Origin of the sequence: Sulfitobacter sp. HGT1 (assembly GCF_013282155.1) — a bacterium.
Lineage (GTDB): Bacteria > Pseudomonadota > Alphaproteobacteria > Rhodobacterales > Rhodobacteraceae > Sulfitobacter.
Genome location: NZ_BLWI01000001.1, coordinates 201885 through 215648, shown reverse-complemented (window position 1 = coordinate 215648; position 13764 = coordinate 201885). Strand labels below are relative to the sequence as shown.

Annotated in this window: 14 protein-coding genes; 9 read left to right on the top strand and 5 right to left on the bottom strand. The window is 58.3% G+C overall.

From position 1 onward, the window contains the following. Positions 1-6: 6 nt before the first annotated feature. The 9 genes from HGT1_RS01015 (at position 7) to HGT1_RS00975 (ending at position 8191) form a co-directional block, all read left to right on the top strand. Positions 7-567: a NifU family protein gene (locus HGT1_RS01015; RefSeq protein WP_176248115.1), complete on the top strand. Its 561-nt coding sequence runs from the start codon at positions 7-9 to the stop codon at positions 565-567. Continuing rightward, a complete protein-coding gene (tsaB, locus tag HGT1_RS01010) occupies positions 560-1216 on the top strand; it encodes a tRNA (adenosine(37)-N6)-threonylcarbamoyltransferase complex dimerization subunit type 1 TsaB (protein WP_176248114.1) in 657 nt (218 codons plus the stop codon). The genes HGT1_RS01015 and tsaB overlap by 8 nt, the downstream gene beginning before the upstream one ends. 11 nt (positions 1217-1227) lie before the next feature. Continuing rightward, on the top strand, positions 1228-1641 hold the full coding sequence (locus HGT1_RS01005) for a GNAT family N-acetyltransferase (RefSeq protein ID WP_176248113.1): 414 nt from the start codon (positions 1228-1230) through the stop codon (positions 1639-1641). Positions 1642-1767: 126 nt separating this feature from the next. Continuing rightward, the gene (locus tag HGT1_RS01000; RefSeq protein ID WP_176248112.1) at positions 1768-2763 is read left to right on the top strand and encodes a BMP family protein; all 996 of its coding nucleotides are present in this window, start codon (positions 1768-1770) and stop codon (positions 2761-2763) included. Positions 2764-2783: 20 nt separating this feature from the next. Next, positions 2784-4346 (top strand): ABC transporter ATP-binding protein, encoded by a 1563-nt coding sequence (locus HGT1_RS00995; protein WP_373029410.1) that lies wholly within the window; start codon positions 2784-2786, stop codon positions 4344-4346. A gap of 1 nt (position 4347) precedes the next feature. After that, positions 4348-5466 carry an ABC transporter permease gene (locus HGT1_RS00990; RefSeq protein WP_176248110.1) on the top strand — a complete coding sequence of 373 codons (1119 nt, stop codon included), beginning with the start codon at positions 4348-4350 and terminating at the stop codon, positions 5464-5466. After that, a complete protein-coding gene (locus HGT1_RS00985; RefSeq protein ID WP_176248109.1) occupies positions 5466-6434 on the top strand; it encodes an ABC transporter permease in 969 nt (322 codons plus the stop codon). Before HGT1_RS00990 ends, HGT1_RS00985 begins: the two co-directional genes overlap by 1 nt. Before the next feature lie 81 nt (positions 6435-6515). Beyond that, on the top strand, positions 6516-7424 hold the full coding sequence (locus tag HGT1_RS00980) for a sulfite exporter TauE/SafE family protein (RefSeq protein WP_176248108.1): 909 nt from the start codon (positions 6516-6518) through the stop codon (positions 7422-7424). Beyond that, positions 7421-8191: a TIGR02186 family protein gene (locus HGT1_RS00975; RefSeq protein WP_176248107.1), complete on the top strand. Its 771-nt coding sequence runs from the start codon at positions 7421-7423 to the stop codon at positions 8189-8191. The genes HGT1_RS00980 and HGT1_RS00975 overlap by 4 nt, the downstream gene beginning before the upstream one ends. Here HGT1_RS00975 and HGT1_RS00970 read toward each other — a convergent pair. The 5 genes from HGT1_RS00970 to ccrA form a co-directional block, all read right to left on the bottom strand. After that, positions 8188-8886 carry an SDR family oxidoreductase gene (locus HGT1_RS00970; RefSeq protein WP_176248106.1) on the bottom strand — a complete coding sequence of 233 codons (699 nt, stop codon included), beginning with the start codon at positions 8884-8886 and terminating at the stop codon, positions 8188-8190. The two genes, HGT1_RS00975 and HGT1_RS00970, sit on opposite strands and share 4 nt — an antisense overlap. Beyond that, complete coding sequence (locus HGT1_RS00965) at positions 8883-10424, bottom strand: ATP-dependent RecD-like DNA helicase (protein WP_176248105.1); 1542 nt, start codon at positions 10422-10424, stop codon at positions 8883-8885. Before HGT1_RS00965 ends, HGT1_RS00970 begins: the two co-directional genes overlap by 4 nt. 41 nt (positions 10425-10465) lie before the next feature. Then, the gene (locus tag HGT1_RS00960; protein ID WP_176248104.1) at positions 10466-11101 is read right to left on the bottom strand and encodes an acyl-homoserine-lactone synthase; all 636 of its coding nucleotides are present in this window, start codon (positions 11099-11101) and stop codon (positions 10466-10468) included. A gap of 169 nt (positions 11102-11270) precedes the next feature. Further along, a complete protein-coding gene (locus HGT1_RS00955) occupies positions 11271-11993 on the bottom strand; it encodes an autoinducer binding domain-containing protein (RefSeq protein WP_176248103.1) in 723 nt (240 codons plus the stop codon). A gap of 368 nt (positions 11994-12361) precedes the next feature. Next, the gene (gene ccrA, locus HGT1_RS00950) at positions 12362-13642 is read right to left on the bottom strand and encodes a crotonyl-CoA carboxylase/reductase (RefSeq protein WP_176248102.1); all 1281 of its coding nucleotides are present in this window, start codon (positions 13640-13642) and stop codon (positions 12362-12364) included. Positions 13643-13764 lie beyond the last annotated feature (122 nt).

Here is a 13764-nt window from a genome sequence, read left to right as displayed (position 1 = left end):
CATGTCATGTTTATTCAGACCGAATCCACGCCGAACCCCGCCACACTGAAGTTCCTACCCGGACAGACCGTGCTGGAGATGGGCACCGCCGATTTCCCTGCCCCCGAGGCTGCCAGCGCATCGCCGCTTGCCACGCGGTTGTTCGCAGTTGACGGTGTGACCGGTGTCTTTTTCGGGACCGACTTTGTGACCGTGACCAAGGCCGACGCGATCGAATGGGACCACCTGAAGCCTGCGCTTCTTGGTGCCATCATGGAGCATTTCCAATCCGGCCAGCCGGTCATGGAAACCGACCACAAACACGTTTCCGGCCATGCCGAACACACCGGCGAAGACGGTGCGATTGTGGGCCAGATCAAAGAACTGCTGGACAGCCGCGTGCGCCCTGCGGTGGCCCAAGACGGCGGCGACATCACGTTCCACGGCTTTGAACGCGGCGTTGTTTACCTGCATATGCAAGGGGCCTGCGCGGGCTGCCCGTCGTCGACCCTGACGTTGAAGATGGGTATCGAAAACCTGCTGCGCCACTACATCCCCGAAGTGACCGAGGTACGCCCGGTTGCATAAGAAGCCGCTCATACTGGCATTTGACACATCGGCCGCACATTGTGCGGCCGCTTTGCTGTCGGGCGACCGGATCATTGCAAGCATCATCGAACCTATGGCCAAGGGGCAAGGCGAACGCCTGCTGGGTCTGTGTGGCGACGTTCTGGCCCAAGCCAATGTGGCATATGATGATTTGACGGCCATTGCCGTGGGCATCGGGCCGGGCAATTTCACCGGCATCCGGATTTCCGTTTCTGCCGCGCGCGGGCTGGCCTTGGGGCTTGGCATTCCGGCCATCGGCGTGTCCCAGCTCGAGGCATTGGCCTATGGGACCGATGGCGTGGTGATCGCCAGCGTCGATGCCCGCCAAGACAAGATGTTCGTTCAGGTCTTTGGGACACTGGATGACCGAGCCCCTGAAATGTGCAGCGCTGACGACCTGCCGACGATCCCGTCACGGGCTGATCCGATATGTATCGGCTTTCAGGCCGACATGATCGCCGCGCTGTGCAACGGCACCGTTTCCGCCCCCCGGATGCCGCTGGCTGATGCCATTGCGCATATTGCGGCGGGCCGTGCATCCCATGACAACCCGCGCCCTGCCCCGCTGTATCTGCGCCCTGCCGATGCCGCCCCTGCACGCGATGCGCCCCCCACCATCCTCCCGTGACCCCGGACCAGATGGCCCGCATCCATGCCGCCGCGTTTGTGCAGGATCGCAGCTGGAGCGCGGAGGAGATTGCGGACCTGCTTGCGTCGCCCCTGATCACGGCATTCCATGAAACCGGCGGCTTTGCCCTGACCCGGCTGATCGCGGGCGAAGCGGAACTGCTGACGATTGCCGTTGATCCCGCCCATCAGAAACAGGGCATCGGCCGGCGTTTAATGGAGCGGTGGATTGCCAGCAGTGCCGACACCGCTTTTCTTGAGGTCGCCGCCGACAACGTCCCTGCAATCGCGCTGTACCAAAGCCTTGGTTTTGAACAGATAGGCGTCAGACACCGCTATTACCTGCGCAAAGATGCGGCGGCCGTTGACGCCCTGACCCTGTCAAAAGACTTAACGCGTGGTCATTCGCGCGATTCTGCCCCCTAAAGCCTAGAATCCGGTTGACCCCGGCACCCGCTACGCAGTATCGTATATCTGATCGACGGGCGTAGACCCGCGACCGGGTATGGCACTGCGCCAAACCCCAACACAACAAAACCTGGGAGACACTCCATGACCCTAATGACCAAATTTCTTGGTGCCGCTGCTGTCACTGCCCTAACCGCCGGTGCTGCACTGGCCGAACCTGCGCTGATTTTCGACCTTGGCGGCAAGTTCGACAAATCCTTTAACGAAGCTGCATTTTCGGGCGCACAGCGTTGGGCCGAAGAAACAGGTGAGACATTCCGCGAAATCGAATTGCAGTCCGAAGCGCAGCGCGAGCAGGCGTTGCGCCGTTTTGCCGAAGCGGGTTCCAACCCGATCGTCATGACCGGCTTTGCCTTTGGTGACGCGCTTGGCCAGGTTGCAGGCGATTACCCTGAAACCGATTTTGTCATCATCGGCATGGTTGTTGATGCGCCAAACGTACGTTCGGTTGTCTTCAACGAACACGAAGGCTCGTATCTGGTTGGCATCATGGCTGCGATGGCGTCCAAATCCAACACAGTCGGCTTTATCGGCGGCATGGATATCCCGCTGATCCGCAAATTCGCCTGTGGCTATGCCCAAGGTGTGCTGGCAGCGAACCCGGACGCGACGATTGTTGCCAACATGACAGGCACAACGCCTTCCGCATGGAATGACCCGGTAAAAGGCTCCGAGCTGACCAAGGCACAGATCAGCCAGGGCGCTGACGTCATCTATGCCGCCGCGGGTGGTACAGGCGTTGGCGTTCTGCAAACCGCAGCTGACGAAGGCATCCTGTCAATCGGTGTGGACAGCAACCAGAACTACATGCACCCGGGCAAGGTTTTGACCTCCATGCTCAAGCGTGTTGATAATGCTGTTTACCAAGCCATGAAAGACGGCCCCGGCATGGAAAAAGGCTTTAACGTGATGGGCATCGCCAATGGCGGCGTTGGCTATGCGATGGACGAATTCAACAAAGACATCGTCTCTGCTGACATGAAGGCCGTTGTCGATGAAGCATCTGCACAAATCGCGGACGGCACATTGATGGTCCACGACTATATGTCCGACGACACCTGCCCAGCGTTGAGCTTCTGAACGTGAACGACACGACAAACATGGAGCGGCAGGCAACTGCCGCTCCAGCCATTGAGCTAAAGGGTATTTCCAAAGCCTTTGGCCCGGTGCAGGCCAACAAAGACATTTCCATCCGCGTTATGCCCGGCACGATCCATGGGATCATCGGTGAAAACGGCGCGGGCAAGTCCACGTTGATGAGCATCCTTTACGGTTTTTACAAAGCCGATAAGGGCGAGATTTTCATCAGTGGCAAAAAGACGGATATCCCTGACAGTCAGGCCGCGATTACCGCAGGTATCGGGATGGTGTTCCAGCACTTTAAACTGGTTGAAAATTTCACGGTGCTCGAGAATATCATTCTGGGTGCCGAAGACGGGCGGTTGCTGAAACCGTCACTGGCCAAGGCGCGCAAAAGCCTTTTGAAGCTGGCGGATGATTACGGCCTCAAGGTCGATCCGGACGCATTGATCCAGGATATCGGCGTCGGCATGCAGCAACGGGTCGAAATCCTCAAGGCCCTGTACCGGCAGGCCGATATCCTGATCCTCGATGAACCCACAGGCGTGTTGACCCCCGCCGAGGCAGACCAGTTGTTCCGCATTCTGGGGCGTCTGCGCTCCGAAGGGAAAACGATCATTCTGATCACGCATAAACTGCGCGAAATCATGAATATTACCGATACCGTATCGGTCATGCGCCGGGGCGAGATGACAGCGACCGTCAAGACCGCTGAAACATCTCCCGCTGAACTGGCCGAACTGATGGTCGGGCGCAAAGTCTTGCTGCGCGTGGATAAAAAGCCCGCCCAACCCGCCGAGGTGGTTTTGGACATCAAAGGGTTGCGCGTCGTTGACGAAAAAGGTGTCGAACGGCTGCGCGGCATCGACTTGCAGGTGCGTGCCGGTGAAATTCTGGGCGTGGCAGGTGTGGCGGGCAACGGCCAGTCTGAACTGCTTGAGGTGTTGGGCGGATATCAAACCGGATCAGGATCGGTGCAGGTCAAAGGCCAGGCGCTGGACCTGACGGGCAAACACTCCGACGGTCAGTCACGGCGCAACCGCGGCATCGCCCATGTGCCCGAAGACCGCCAGCGCGAAGGTCTGATAATGGATTTTCAAGCCTGGGAAAACACCGCCTTTGGCTATCACAAAGACCCGGCCTATCGCCATGGCATCCTGATGGACAATGCCGCGATCAAGGCTGATACCGTTGAAAAGATGGAACGTTTCGACGTGCGCCCCCCGAACCCGAGGCTGGCCGCCAAGAGCTTTTCCGGCGGCAACCAGCAAAAGATCGTTCTGGCCCGCGAGATCGAACGCAACCCCGACCTGCTGCTGATCGGCCAGCCGACGCGCGGTGTCGATATTGGTGCCATCGAATTCATCCACCAGCAGATCGTCGCCCTGCGCGATCAGGGCAAAGCGATCCTGCTCGTGTCCGTCGAGCTTGAGGAAATTCTGGCCCTCAGCGACCGCGTCGCGGTGATGTTTGACGGGCAGGTCATGGGCGTGCGCGACGCGTCGGCGACGGATGAAAAAGAGCTGGGCCTGATGATGGCCGGGATCACCGACACTGAAGCTGATGCAAAGATAGGGGCCTAGAATGGACGTCATGCCAAAATGGGCCGAGGTCGTTCTTGTGCCCCTCATCTCGCTTGTGTTGGCGGCGATCCTGTCGGCGCTGGTGATCCTGGGCATCGGCGAAGACCCTGTTGCTGCGGTAAAGCTGATGGTCACAGGCGCATTGGGCAGCACCTATGGCTGGGGCTATACGCTGTATTACGCGACGAATTTCATGTTCACCGGCCTGTGCGTATCCATCGCGTTTCATGCGCGGCTGTTCAACATCGGTGGCGAAGGTCAGGCGATGCTGGGCGGTTTGGGCGTGGCGCTGGCCTGCCTGTATATCCCTTGGCCCCACTGGTCGCTGGCCCTGATCGGTGCCACCGCGATGGCGGCACTTTTTGGCGCGGCTTGGGCCGCGATCCCTGCGTTTTTGCAGGCCAAGCGGGGCAGCCACATCGTCATCACCACGATCATGTTCAACTTTATCGCAGCAGCGGTGCTGAACTATATCTTGGTAAACATGATGCGCCCGAAAGGCAGTATGGACCCGGCAACCGCCCGTTTTCCCGACGCCACCAAACTGCCAACGCTGCATGATCTGCTGGCCCCCATCGGGATCAACTTTTCCAAAGCAGCCCCTGCGAACATATCGCTATTGGTTGCGGTTGCAGCCTGTATTTTCCTGTGGGTGCTGATCTGGCGCACCCGGCTGGGCTATGAAATCCGTGCTTATGGCCAATCGGAATCCGCTGCGAAATATGCCGGTATCTCGCCCGTAAAGATCACCATGATCGCGATGGTCATTTCCGGTGCGCTTGCGGGGATGATGGCGATCAATAACGTCATGGGCGAAGCCGAGCGGCTGGTTCTGAACGCGACCGAAGGCGCAGGTTTCATCGGGATCGCCGTGGCGCTGATGGGCCGCAGCCATCCTTTTGGCGTCTTTCTGGCCGCGATCCTGTTTGGCTTTCTGTATCAGGGCGGCGCTGAACTGGCGCTTTGGACGTCGATCCCGCGTGAATTGATCGTGGTCATTCAGGCGCTGGTCATCCTGTTCACCGGTGCATTGGACAACATGGTACGGATGCCGCTCGAGAAAATCTTCCTTGGCATCCGGAATGCCCGTGCGCCCAAACCAGCGGAGCCAGCAGAATAATGGATTACATGACCCTTATCCAACTGCTGGACAGTACGGTGCGCCTTGCCACGCCATTGCTGCTGGCCTGTCTGGCTGGCCTGTTTTCCGAACGTGCCGGGATTTTTGACATCGGCCTTGATGGCAAAATGCTGGCGGCTGCGTTCTTTTCGGCGGCCATTGCTGCGATGTCGGGCAATGTGTGGCTGGGCCTGCTTGCCGGGATTGCAGCCTCGCTCGCGCTAAGTTTGCTGCACGGGCTGGCGTCGATCACATTTCGCGGCAACCAGCTGATCTCGGGTGTGGCGATCAACTTTCTTGCTGCGGGGCTGACGGTGCTGATTGCCCAGGACTGGTTCCAACAGGGCGGGCGCACCCCGTCGCTGATCGGGGGCGCGCGGTTCAATCCGATCACCCTGCCCTTTGCCGACACGATTGAACCGATGCCCATCATAGGGCCGCTTTATGCCGAACTGATCTCGGGGCATTCGATCTTGGTTTATGCGGCCTTTGCTGCTGTGCCGCTGACCTGGTGGCTGCTGTATCGCACACGGTTCGGCCTGCGCCTGCGCGCCGTGGGGGAAAACCCCGCCGCCGTAGATACCGCAGGGGTTTCTGTCATCGGGCTGCGTTATGCCGCCGTGTGCATCTGTGGCGTCTTGTGCGGCATTGCCGGTGCGTACCTTAGCACCGCCTTGCAGGCCGGGTTCATCAAGGACATGTCGGCGGGCCGCGGCTATATCGCGCTGGCAGCGTTGATCTTTGCCAAGTGGCGGCCGTGGTACGCGCTGTGGGCGACGTTGCTGTTCGGGTTGTTCGGTGCCCTTGAAACCCGCCCCGATGTGATCGAAGCGTTGATCGGCATCAAGGTCCAAGGCCAGTTGTTGGGGGCCCTGCCCTATGTCATGACGGTCATCATCCTTGCCGGTTTTGTCGGCAAGGCCATCCCGCCCCGCGCCGGCGGAGAGCCTTACGTAAAAGAACGCTGACTTGCCCTGCGCTGCTGTAAATCTTTCGGCAGCGCAGCATCCACAATTGATTTCAATCCGCAAATCAGGATAACAGCCTATATGCAAATATACCTGCCCATTGCCGAGATTTCGGTTAACGCGTTCCTGCTTTTGGGACTGGGCGGTATTGTGGGCGTGCTTTCAGGCATGTTTGGCGTGGGCGGCGGGTTTCTGATTACGCCGCTTTTGTTCTTTATCGGCATTCCGCCTGCTGTGGCTGTGGCCACCGGGGCGAACCAGATTGTCGCCTCCTCCGTATCGGCCTTGCTGGCCCATCTTAAACGCAAAACCGTAGACCTGAGGATGGGCACCGTTTTGCTGATCGGCGGGCTGGTCGGCGCTGCCGCGGGTGTCAGCATCTTCAACCACCTGAAATCTCTTGGCCAAGTCGATTTGCTGGTGAACCTTTGCTATGTGATCTTTCTGGGGATCATCGGCGCATTGATGTTCATTGAATCGCTCAACGCGCTTTACAAAACCCGGTCGGGCAAACGTCAGCCCCGCAAGAAACACACCTGGATTCAAAAGCTACCGTTCAAGATGCGGTTTCGGGTCACGGGGTTGTACATCTCGGTCATTCCGCCGCTGTTGGTGGGGGCATTCGTGGGTCTGCTGGCGGCGATCATGGGGGTTGGCGGCGGCTTTATCATGGTTCCGGCGATGATCTATCTGCTGGGGATGCCGACCAAAGTCGTTGTCGGGACATCGCTGTTCCAGATCCTGTTTGTGACCGCTTTCACCACATTGCTGCACGCGACGACCAACTATACCGTTGATATTGTCCTCGCCGTTCTGCTGCTGATCGGTGGGGTGATCGGCGCGCAATTCGGCACAACGCTCGGCACCAAGCTCAAGGCGGAACAATTGCGCATTCTGCTGGCCCTGCTGGTTCTGGCCGTATGCGGCAAACTGGCGCTGGATCTCTTGCTGCAACCGAATGAACTGTATTCAATCGGGTTCGCCTCATGATCCGGCAATGCATGGCGATAGCGCTTGCCTGTCTGGCCTTTGCGTCAATCGCACAGGCCGAAGAAGACATCGTTTTGGGGCTGAACCAAACCCAAGTGTCCATTTCCACCAATTTCAACGGGTCCGAGATCATCATCTTCGGGGCCGTGAAACGCGAAACGCCGATCCCCAATACGTCTCAATTGCAGGTGGTTGTGACCGTGTCCGGCCCCTCAAAGCCGGTCGTGGTCCGCCGCAAGGAAAAGAAATTCGGGATCTGGGTGAACACCGACGCGGTCGAGGTTGACCGCGCGCCCAGCTTTTACGCGGTGGCCACCAGCGGCCCGTTGCGCGATGTTCTGAGCCGGGTCGAGGACCTGCGCTATAAAATATCGGTCCCGCGCGCGATCAGGTCAGTTGGCGCGCCAATGGACATCAGCGATTCCGCCGCCTTCACCGAAGCGCTGATCCGTATCCGTACCAAAGCCAACCAGTATCAACTGAACGAAGCAGGCGTGAGCGTCGACCAGCAGACGCTGTTTCGCGCAAATGTCCAACTGCCTGCCGCCTTGGTCGAAGGCGACTACGACACCCGGATTTTCCTGACACGCGAAGGCAAGGTCATCGCGCAGTACAACACCCTGATCGACGTGCGCAAAGTCGGCCTGGAACGCTGGCTTTACAACCTGTCGCGCGAGCAGTCGTTGATCTACGGCCTCTTGTCGCTGGCCATCGCCATTGCGGCCGGCTGGCTGGCCTCGGCTGCCTTTGCGATGATCCGCCGCTAACCGCGGCCGATATACGGCATTTTCGTCGCCATCACTGTCATGAATTGCACGTTCGCTTCGGGTGGCATTTGCGCCATGTGCAGCACCGATGATGCCGCGTGTTTGACATCCATCGTGTCCATGTCGGGGTTAGCAGCCTTGAGGTCTGCAACCAGTTCGCTTTCTGCATTGCCAATGTCGATCTGCCCACATGCGATGTTAAACGGCCGTCCATCCAGCGACAGCGTGCGCGTCAGGCCCGTCACCGCATGTTTGCTCATGGTATAGCAGACCGATCCGGGCCGCGGCACATAGGCGGACAAAGACCCGTTGTTGATGATGCGCCCGCCGTCTGCCTGTTTGCGCATCTGCTCGAACGCCAATTGCGCGGCGATGAACATGCCGTTGATGTTGACCTGCATCACCTCGGTCCAGACCTCGAGCGGGATTTCGTCGATGGGGCCGGACATACCGAACAGCCCCGCGTTATTAAACAACACGTCGATGTGGCCAAAGCTTTCGAAGGCGGCGCGCATTGCAGCTGCATCTGTCACATCCGCAGGCAGTGCGACAGCATTGGGATGTGCATCGGCGATTTCAGCCAGACGCTCCGCACGGCGCGCAACCAAGCCGACGCGCCACCCCTGATCCAAGAACAGCTCTGCCGTGGCGCGCCCGATGCCGGAACTCGCCCCTGTGATCAAAATGGTGTTCATGTTTCTTCCTCCTCAGTCTGAATATCCAGGCTTAATGGCGCTGCCGCAACAGCGCGCAGATCATCCACACGCAACACGCCGGTCGGTTTTGAGAGGCGGTTGCGCACCACCCAAATCAGCCGCTCCTGCGCCCGCGTGATCGCGACATAGGCAAGACGCTTCCACAAGGGTTGCCCCGCCTCTGACCGCCCCATACGCGCCGCTGCGTAGAGATCGGGCGCAAACACCTGAACGGTGTCCCACTGGCTGCCTTGCGCCTTGTGAATGGTGACCGCCGCCCCATGCAGGAACGTGGCCCCCATCCGTGCGGCAAAAGGGATAAAGGGCTCTTCCTCGTCCGGCTTTTCAATCTTTACGATTGATGCCGCTGAAATCTGCGGGTCTTCGGCCCCCATCACATGCAAGCGGCTGAACCCCGGTTTGCGCCCATTGCCCAGATAAATCACCTGCGCACCCTTGATCAGGCCGCGCGCTTCCAGGTCCAGCCGCTTCTTGCGATGTTTCACCGGCAGTTCGATCCCGTCACAAATCAACGGCTCGCCCTCAAGCAGCGCGTCTTCGGGCGCACCGTGAACAGCGCGAAAGGCGTTGATCAACCGGATGCGCGTCGCGTTGCGCCACACCAGCACGGGGGACCGCGCCATCAAATCAACCTCGACCCGTTGCCCCCAGACCACGCGATCATCCTTCTTCGAGGCCGCCTCAACCATCCTCTCGAACTGCTCGAACGTCAGTTCAGGGTCTGCCAGCGCATGGGCCAGATCAAGGATGGGGTTATCGGCCTGCTGGCGGTGGATGCGGCTCAGGTTCAAAACGCGGTTTTCCGGCAGTTTCTCAAACACCATGGTGCCGGATTGGCCGACAGGGGCAAGCTGCGCGGGATCACCAAACAACAGCAACGTCGGGAAAATCTCTTTCAGATCCTCGAACTGCTTGTCATCCAGCATCGAACTTTCATCAACCAACCCGATATCCAACGGCTCTTCGCGGCGCTTCCAGCCTGTGATGAAATCACTGCCCCGCAAACCCGCCGCAGCCAACGCGCCCGGGATCGATTTGTTATTGGCGTAAAATGCCTCGGCCCGATCAAGCGACACCTCGTTCATGCCCTCGATCACCGGACGCTCGCCATTGCCGGCCAGCCATTCGGCGATGCGTTCATATTCGGGGTCGTAAACGGGGGTGTACAAGATGCGGTGGATCGTCGTCGCCGGAACACCGCGCAAGCGCAACACGGACGCAGCCTTGTTGGTGGGGGCCAAAATCGCAAGCGACCGCTTGTCCTTGCGTTTGCGGGATTCATAATCGCCCGATACGATATCAACACCCGCCGCTTCCAACGCTTTATAAAGCTCCGCCAGCAGCAGCGTTTTGCCTGACCCGGCCTTTCCGGTCACAGCCATGACCTGATCCTTGCCCCCGGCGGGGGGCATCAGCAGGCTGTCTTCCAGATTGATCCCGGCAAGACGCAACATTTCGGCGATGCTGTCGAAAGCAGCGGCCTGATCATCTGAAAAGGTAAGCAAAGGTGTTGTCATGGCGCGACCCTAAATCAGGGCCGCGCCGGGGGCCAGACAGCTTAGCCGTTAATCGCTGCCTTCCTGCGCAAATCAGGGCCAAAGCGCTGCTGGAACCATGCCCCGGATTGCTGCGGCGAAACGCCAGCCCTGTCCGCCACACAGGCCTGCGCACTGGCGTCAAAACTCCAAAGCCCCACGCTGATCTTCGATAGCCCCGCGCCACTGCTGCCAAGAATTTCGGGCGACGATCCCGTCATCCGGTAAATCCGCACCATCCGCGCATCAAAGACCCCCGCAAAATGCGCGATGCCGAACCCTTGCATGATTTCGCCTCCGCCCAACATCAATGCTGCGGCGACATGCGCAGACGCTTGCGCGCCCAGGCAGAACCGTGTGCATTCCCAGATCAACGGGCTGCAAATCGGCCCCGTCAACAGATCGGCAAAATGCTCGTTCACCATCGTGCGTCCGGTGGTGGGTAGAAACCGCATTGACCCGCCATGCATCCCTCCGGGCAGTTCCCACATCACATAAAGCGGATTCAGGTCGTCATATTCATCCCTTTCAAACCCGTCCGCATCGACCCGAACATCCCATTTCAACCGATCCTTGAATTGCACGGCCCTGTCCCGGAACATGCTTGCGGCAAGTTTCGGATGGTCGCCCAGTTCGTCGCCGTAAATATATCTCAACATGAATTGCCGCGCCCCCAGTGATCATCAGGGGTGGCAATACATCTGGCTTATTTAACGGCTCCCGTTATCAACGCCCGCTCAACCGGTAGAAGGTGCAACTTTTTATTCCAAATGGGATCAAATCCCGGGGGAGCCTGAAAGGCGGGGGCCGGCCCCCTTGCACCTTCCGCTATACGACGATCAGCCCGCGGCTCAATGCGCGCGCCACAGCATGGGTGGTATTCAGCGCACCCAGCTTGAAACGCGCACTCTCAATATAGACGCGCAAGGTATGTTCTGAAATCGACAATGTCTGCGCAACCTGCGCGCGGCTAAATCCAATCGCAATCAACGTCATTGCGTCAATTTCCCTTGGCGATAGCGCTTGGGCAATTTCCGGTGTGCGGGCGGGCTCAATCTCCAACGCCTTTTCATTAAAGTAATGCGCAATCAAAATAAGATCACGGCGGTTGGCTTCGGCAAAACCTTCCCATTCGGCATCGCTGCATGAATGGTTCACGGTAAAAAGCGCGAATTGCCCGTTCGGCCCGCGTATGGGCACGCTAAAGCCCTGATTGCCAACCCCGTATTCAATTGCCTCCAAAAACAGGGCGCGCGCGGCTTTGCTGGTCCAGTCCAGTCGTTTCCAGTCGACCGGATGAAACCGCTGATAACAACCCGAAACGACCGGATCGATGCGCAGATAATTCTGCGCTAGATACCGTTCCTGCCAGGCCACCGAATAGGTGCCGCAGCCGTATTGATCCCCCGCTGAATCGACCCAGTGATAGACGATGTGATTAACCCCATAATGGTCGCGCAGGGCCTCGCTCGCGGTTTGCAGCCCCTCAAGCGTGGCGGCCTGTTCCAGCGCCTCCAATATCTGGTCGAGCTTTGGAGAGATCGTTACCATATGGTTTTCTTCCAGTCCCTTCTTCACGGGCGGAGATCTCGGCCATTGCTACAATCGCGGTATCATCAAGCTGTTCTGCCAAAGCAGGAAAGCCATTGATTGTCGCGAAAGTTTTAAGATCGGTGAGAACGTCCAATATCCAGTCACTTTGCATGTTAAGAATCTCACCTTTTTGGTTAATTTTTGATTAATACAGCCATAACATGTGCCGATATTTCCGTAAATTCGCGTTTTCCAACTCCCCAATTCTGGTGGGTTGACCCCGAGACAAGACACTGTTTCCCCAAGAGGTGCCCCTAGAACGCAAATCGCCCGCGAACCGGATGAACGATTCGCGGGCGATTGGGCCAACAATCTAAATTGTTTGCTTATTTTCCGGCTTCCAGCGCGTCTTCCAAAGTCCGCAGACCGGTCGTTGGCGACTGGACCAGAACCGACATGTTCCCCGGCTTATGCTCGTTGGCCAACATTTTCATGTGCGCATCGGGCAAGTCATTCCATGTGAATACTTCCGACATGCAAGGGTCCAAACGGCGCTCGAGCATCAGTTTATTCGCCGAAGACGCCTGCTGCAAATGCGCAAAGTGACTGCCCTGCAAGCGCTTTTGGTGCATCCACATATAGCGCACGTCAAGCGTCAGGTTGAAACCGGATGTACCGGCGCAGATCACAACCATGCCGCCTTTTTTACAGACGAATGTGGACACGGGGAATGTCGCCTCGCCGGGGTGTTCAAACACCATATCAACGTTGACGCCCTTGCCGGTGATTTCCCAGATCGCCGCGCCAAACTTGCGGGCCTCTTTGAACCAGGCGGCATATTCGGGCGTGTTCACCGTGGGCATCTGCCCCCAGCAGTTAAAGTCCTTGCGGTTCAGAACGCCCTTGGCCCCCAGATCCATGACGAAATCACGCTTGGATTCATCCGAGATAACGCCAATCGCATTCGCACCCGCTGTGTTGATCAGCTGGATCGCATAAGATCCCAAACCACCCGATGCGCCCCAGACCAACACGTTCTGACCGGGCTTCAGGTCATGTGGTTCGTGACCGAACAGCATGCGATATGCCGTGGCCAGCGTCAGCGTATAGCAGGCGGATTCTTCCCAGGTCAGGTGCTTGGGCCGCGGCATAAGCTGCTGGGCCTGCACGTTTGTGAACTGGGCAAATGACCCGTCGGGGGTCTCGTAGCCCCAGATGCGCTGGCTGGGCGAATACATCGGGTCGCCGCCGTTGCAGTGCTCGTCGTCGCCGTCATCCTGGTTGCAGTGAATCACCACTTCGTCGCCGATTTTCCAGCGCTTCACCTTGTCACCAACCGCCCAGACGATCCCCGAGGCATCGGAACCGGCGATGTGAAAGGGTTGTTTGTGGCCATCGAACGGGCTGATCGGTTTGCCCAAGGCAGCCCAGACACCGTTATAGTTAACGCCCGCAGCCATCACCAGAACCAGCACTTCGTGGCTGTCGAGCGTTGGAACATCGACGACTTCTTCCAGCATGGCGGTGTTCGGGTTGCCATGACGTTCACGGCGAATGGTCCATGCGTACATTTGCTTGGGGACATACCCCATCGGAGGGATCTCACCGATTTCGTACAGGTCTTTTTCCGGTGCGTCGTATTGCGCGATATTGGTGTCCAGGGCCATGCGTGCCTCCACTATCAGAATTCGTTTGTGCCGCAGTGCAGAATCGCGGCGTCTAAAAGTGAGATATTGCCCACGGCGCAACAATGCAACCGTATTTGGGCATTATTTGTAATTTTATAACT

Bases quoted from the DNA above. Each gene is read 5' to 3' on its own strand.
- HGT1_RS00975 (WP_176248107.1), top strand. From the start codon at position 7,421: ATGATCCGGCAATGCATGGCGATAGCGCTTGCCTGTCTGGCCTTTGCG.
- HGT1_RS00965 (WP_176248105.1), bottom strand. From the start codon at position 10,424: ATGACAACACCTTTGCTTACCTTTTCAGATGATCAGGCCGCTGCTTTC.
- HGT1_RS00990 (WP_176248110.1), top strand. From the start codon at position 4,348: ATGGACGTCATGCCAAAATGGGCCGAGGTCGTTCTTGTGCCCCTCATC.
- HGT1_RS00995 (WP_373029410.1), top strand. From the start codon at position 2,784: ATGGAGCGGCAGGCAACTGCCGCTCCAGCCATTGAGCTAAAGGGTATT.
- HGT1_RS00985 (WP_176248109.1), top strand. From the start codon at position 5,466: ATGGATTACATGACCCTTATCCAACTGCTGGACAGTACGGTGCGCCTT.
- HGT1_RS01000 (WP_176248112.1), top strand. From the start codon at position 1,768: ATGACCCTAATGACCAAATTTCTTGGTGCCGCTGCTGTCACTGCCCTA.
- HGT1_RS00970 (WP_176248106.1), bottom strand. From the start codon at position 8,886: ATGAACACCATTTTGATCACAGGGGCGAGTTCCGGCATCGGGCGCGCC.
- HGT1_RS00960 (WP_176248104.1), bottom strand. From the start codon at position 11,101: ATGTTGAGATATATTTACGGCGACGAACTGGGCGACCATCCGAAACTT.
- HGT1_RS00980 (WP_176248108.1), top strand. From the start codon at position 6,516: ATGCAAATATACCTGCCCATTGCCGAGATTTCGGTTAACGCGTTCCTG.
- HGT1_RS00955 (WP_176248103.1), bottom strand. From the start codon at position 11,993: ATGGTAACGATCTCTCCAAAGCTCGACCAGATATTGGAGGCGCTGGAA.
- ccrA (WP_176248102.1), bottom strand. From the start codon at position 13,642: ATGGCCCTGGACACCAATATCGCGCAATACGACGCACCGGAAAAAGAC.
- HGT1_RS01005 (WP_176248113.1), top strand. From the start codon at position 1,228: ATGGCCCGCATCCATGCCGCCGCGTTTGTGCAGGATCGCAGCTGGAGC.
- HGT1_RS01015 (WP_176248115.1), top strand. From the start codon at position 7: ATGTTTATTCAGACCGAATCCACGCCGAACCCCGCCACACTGAAGTTC.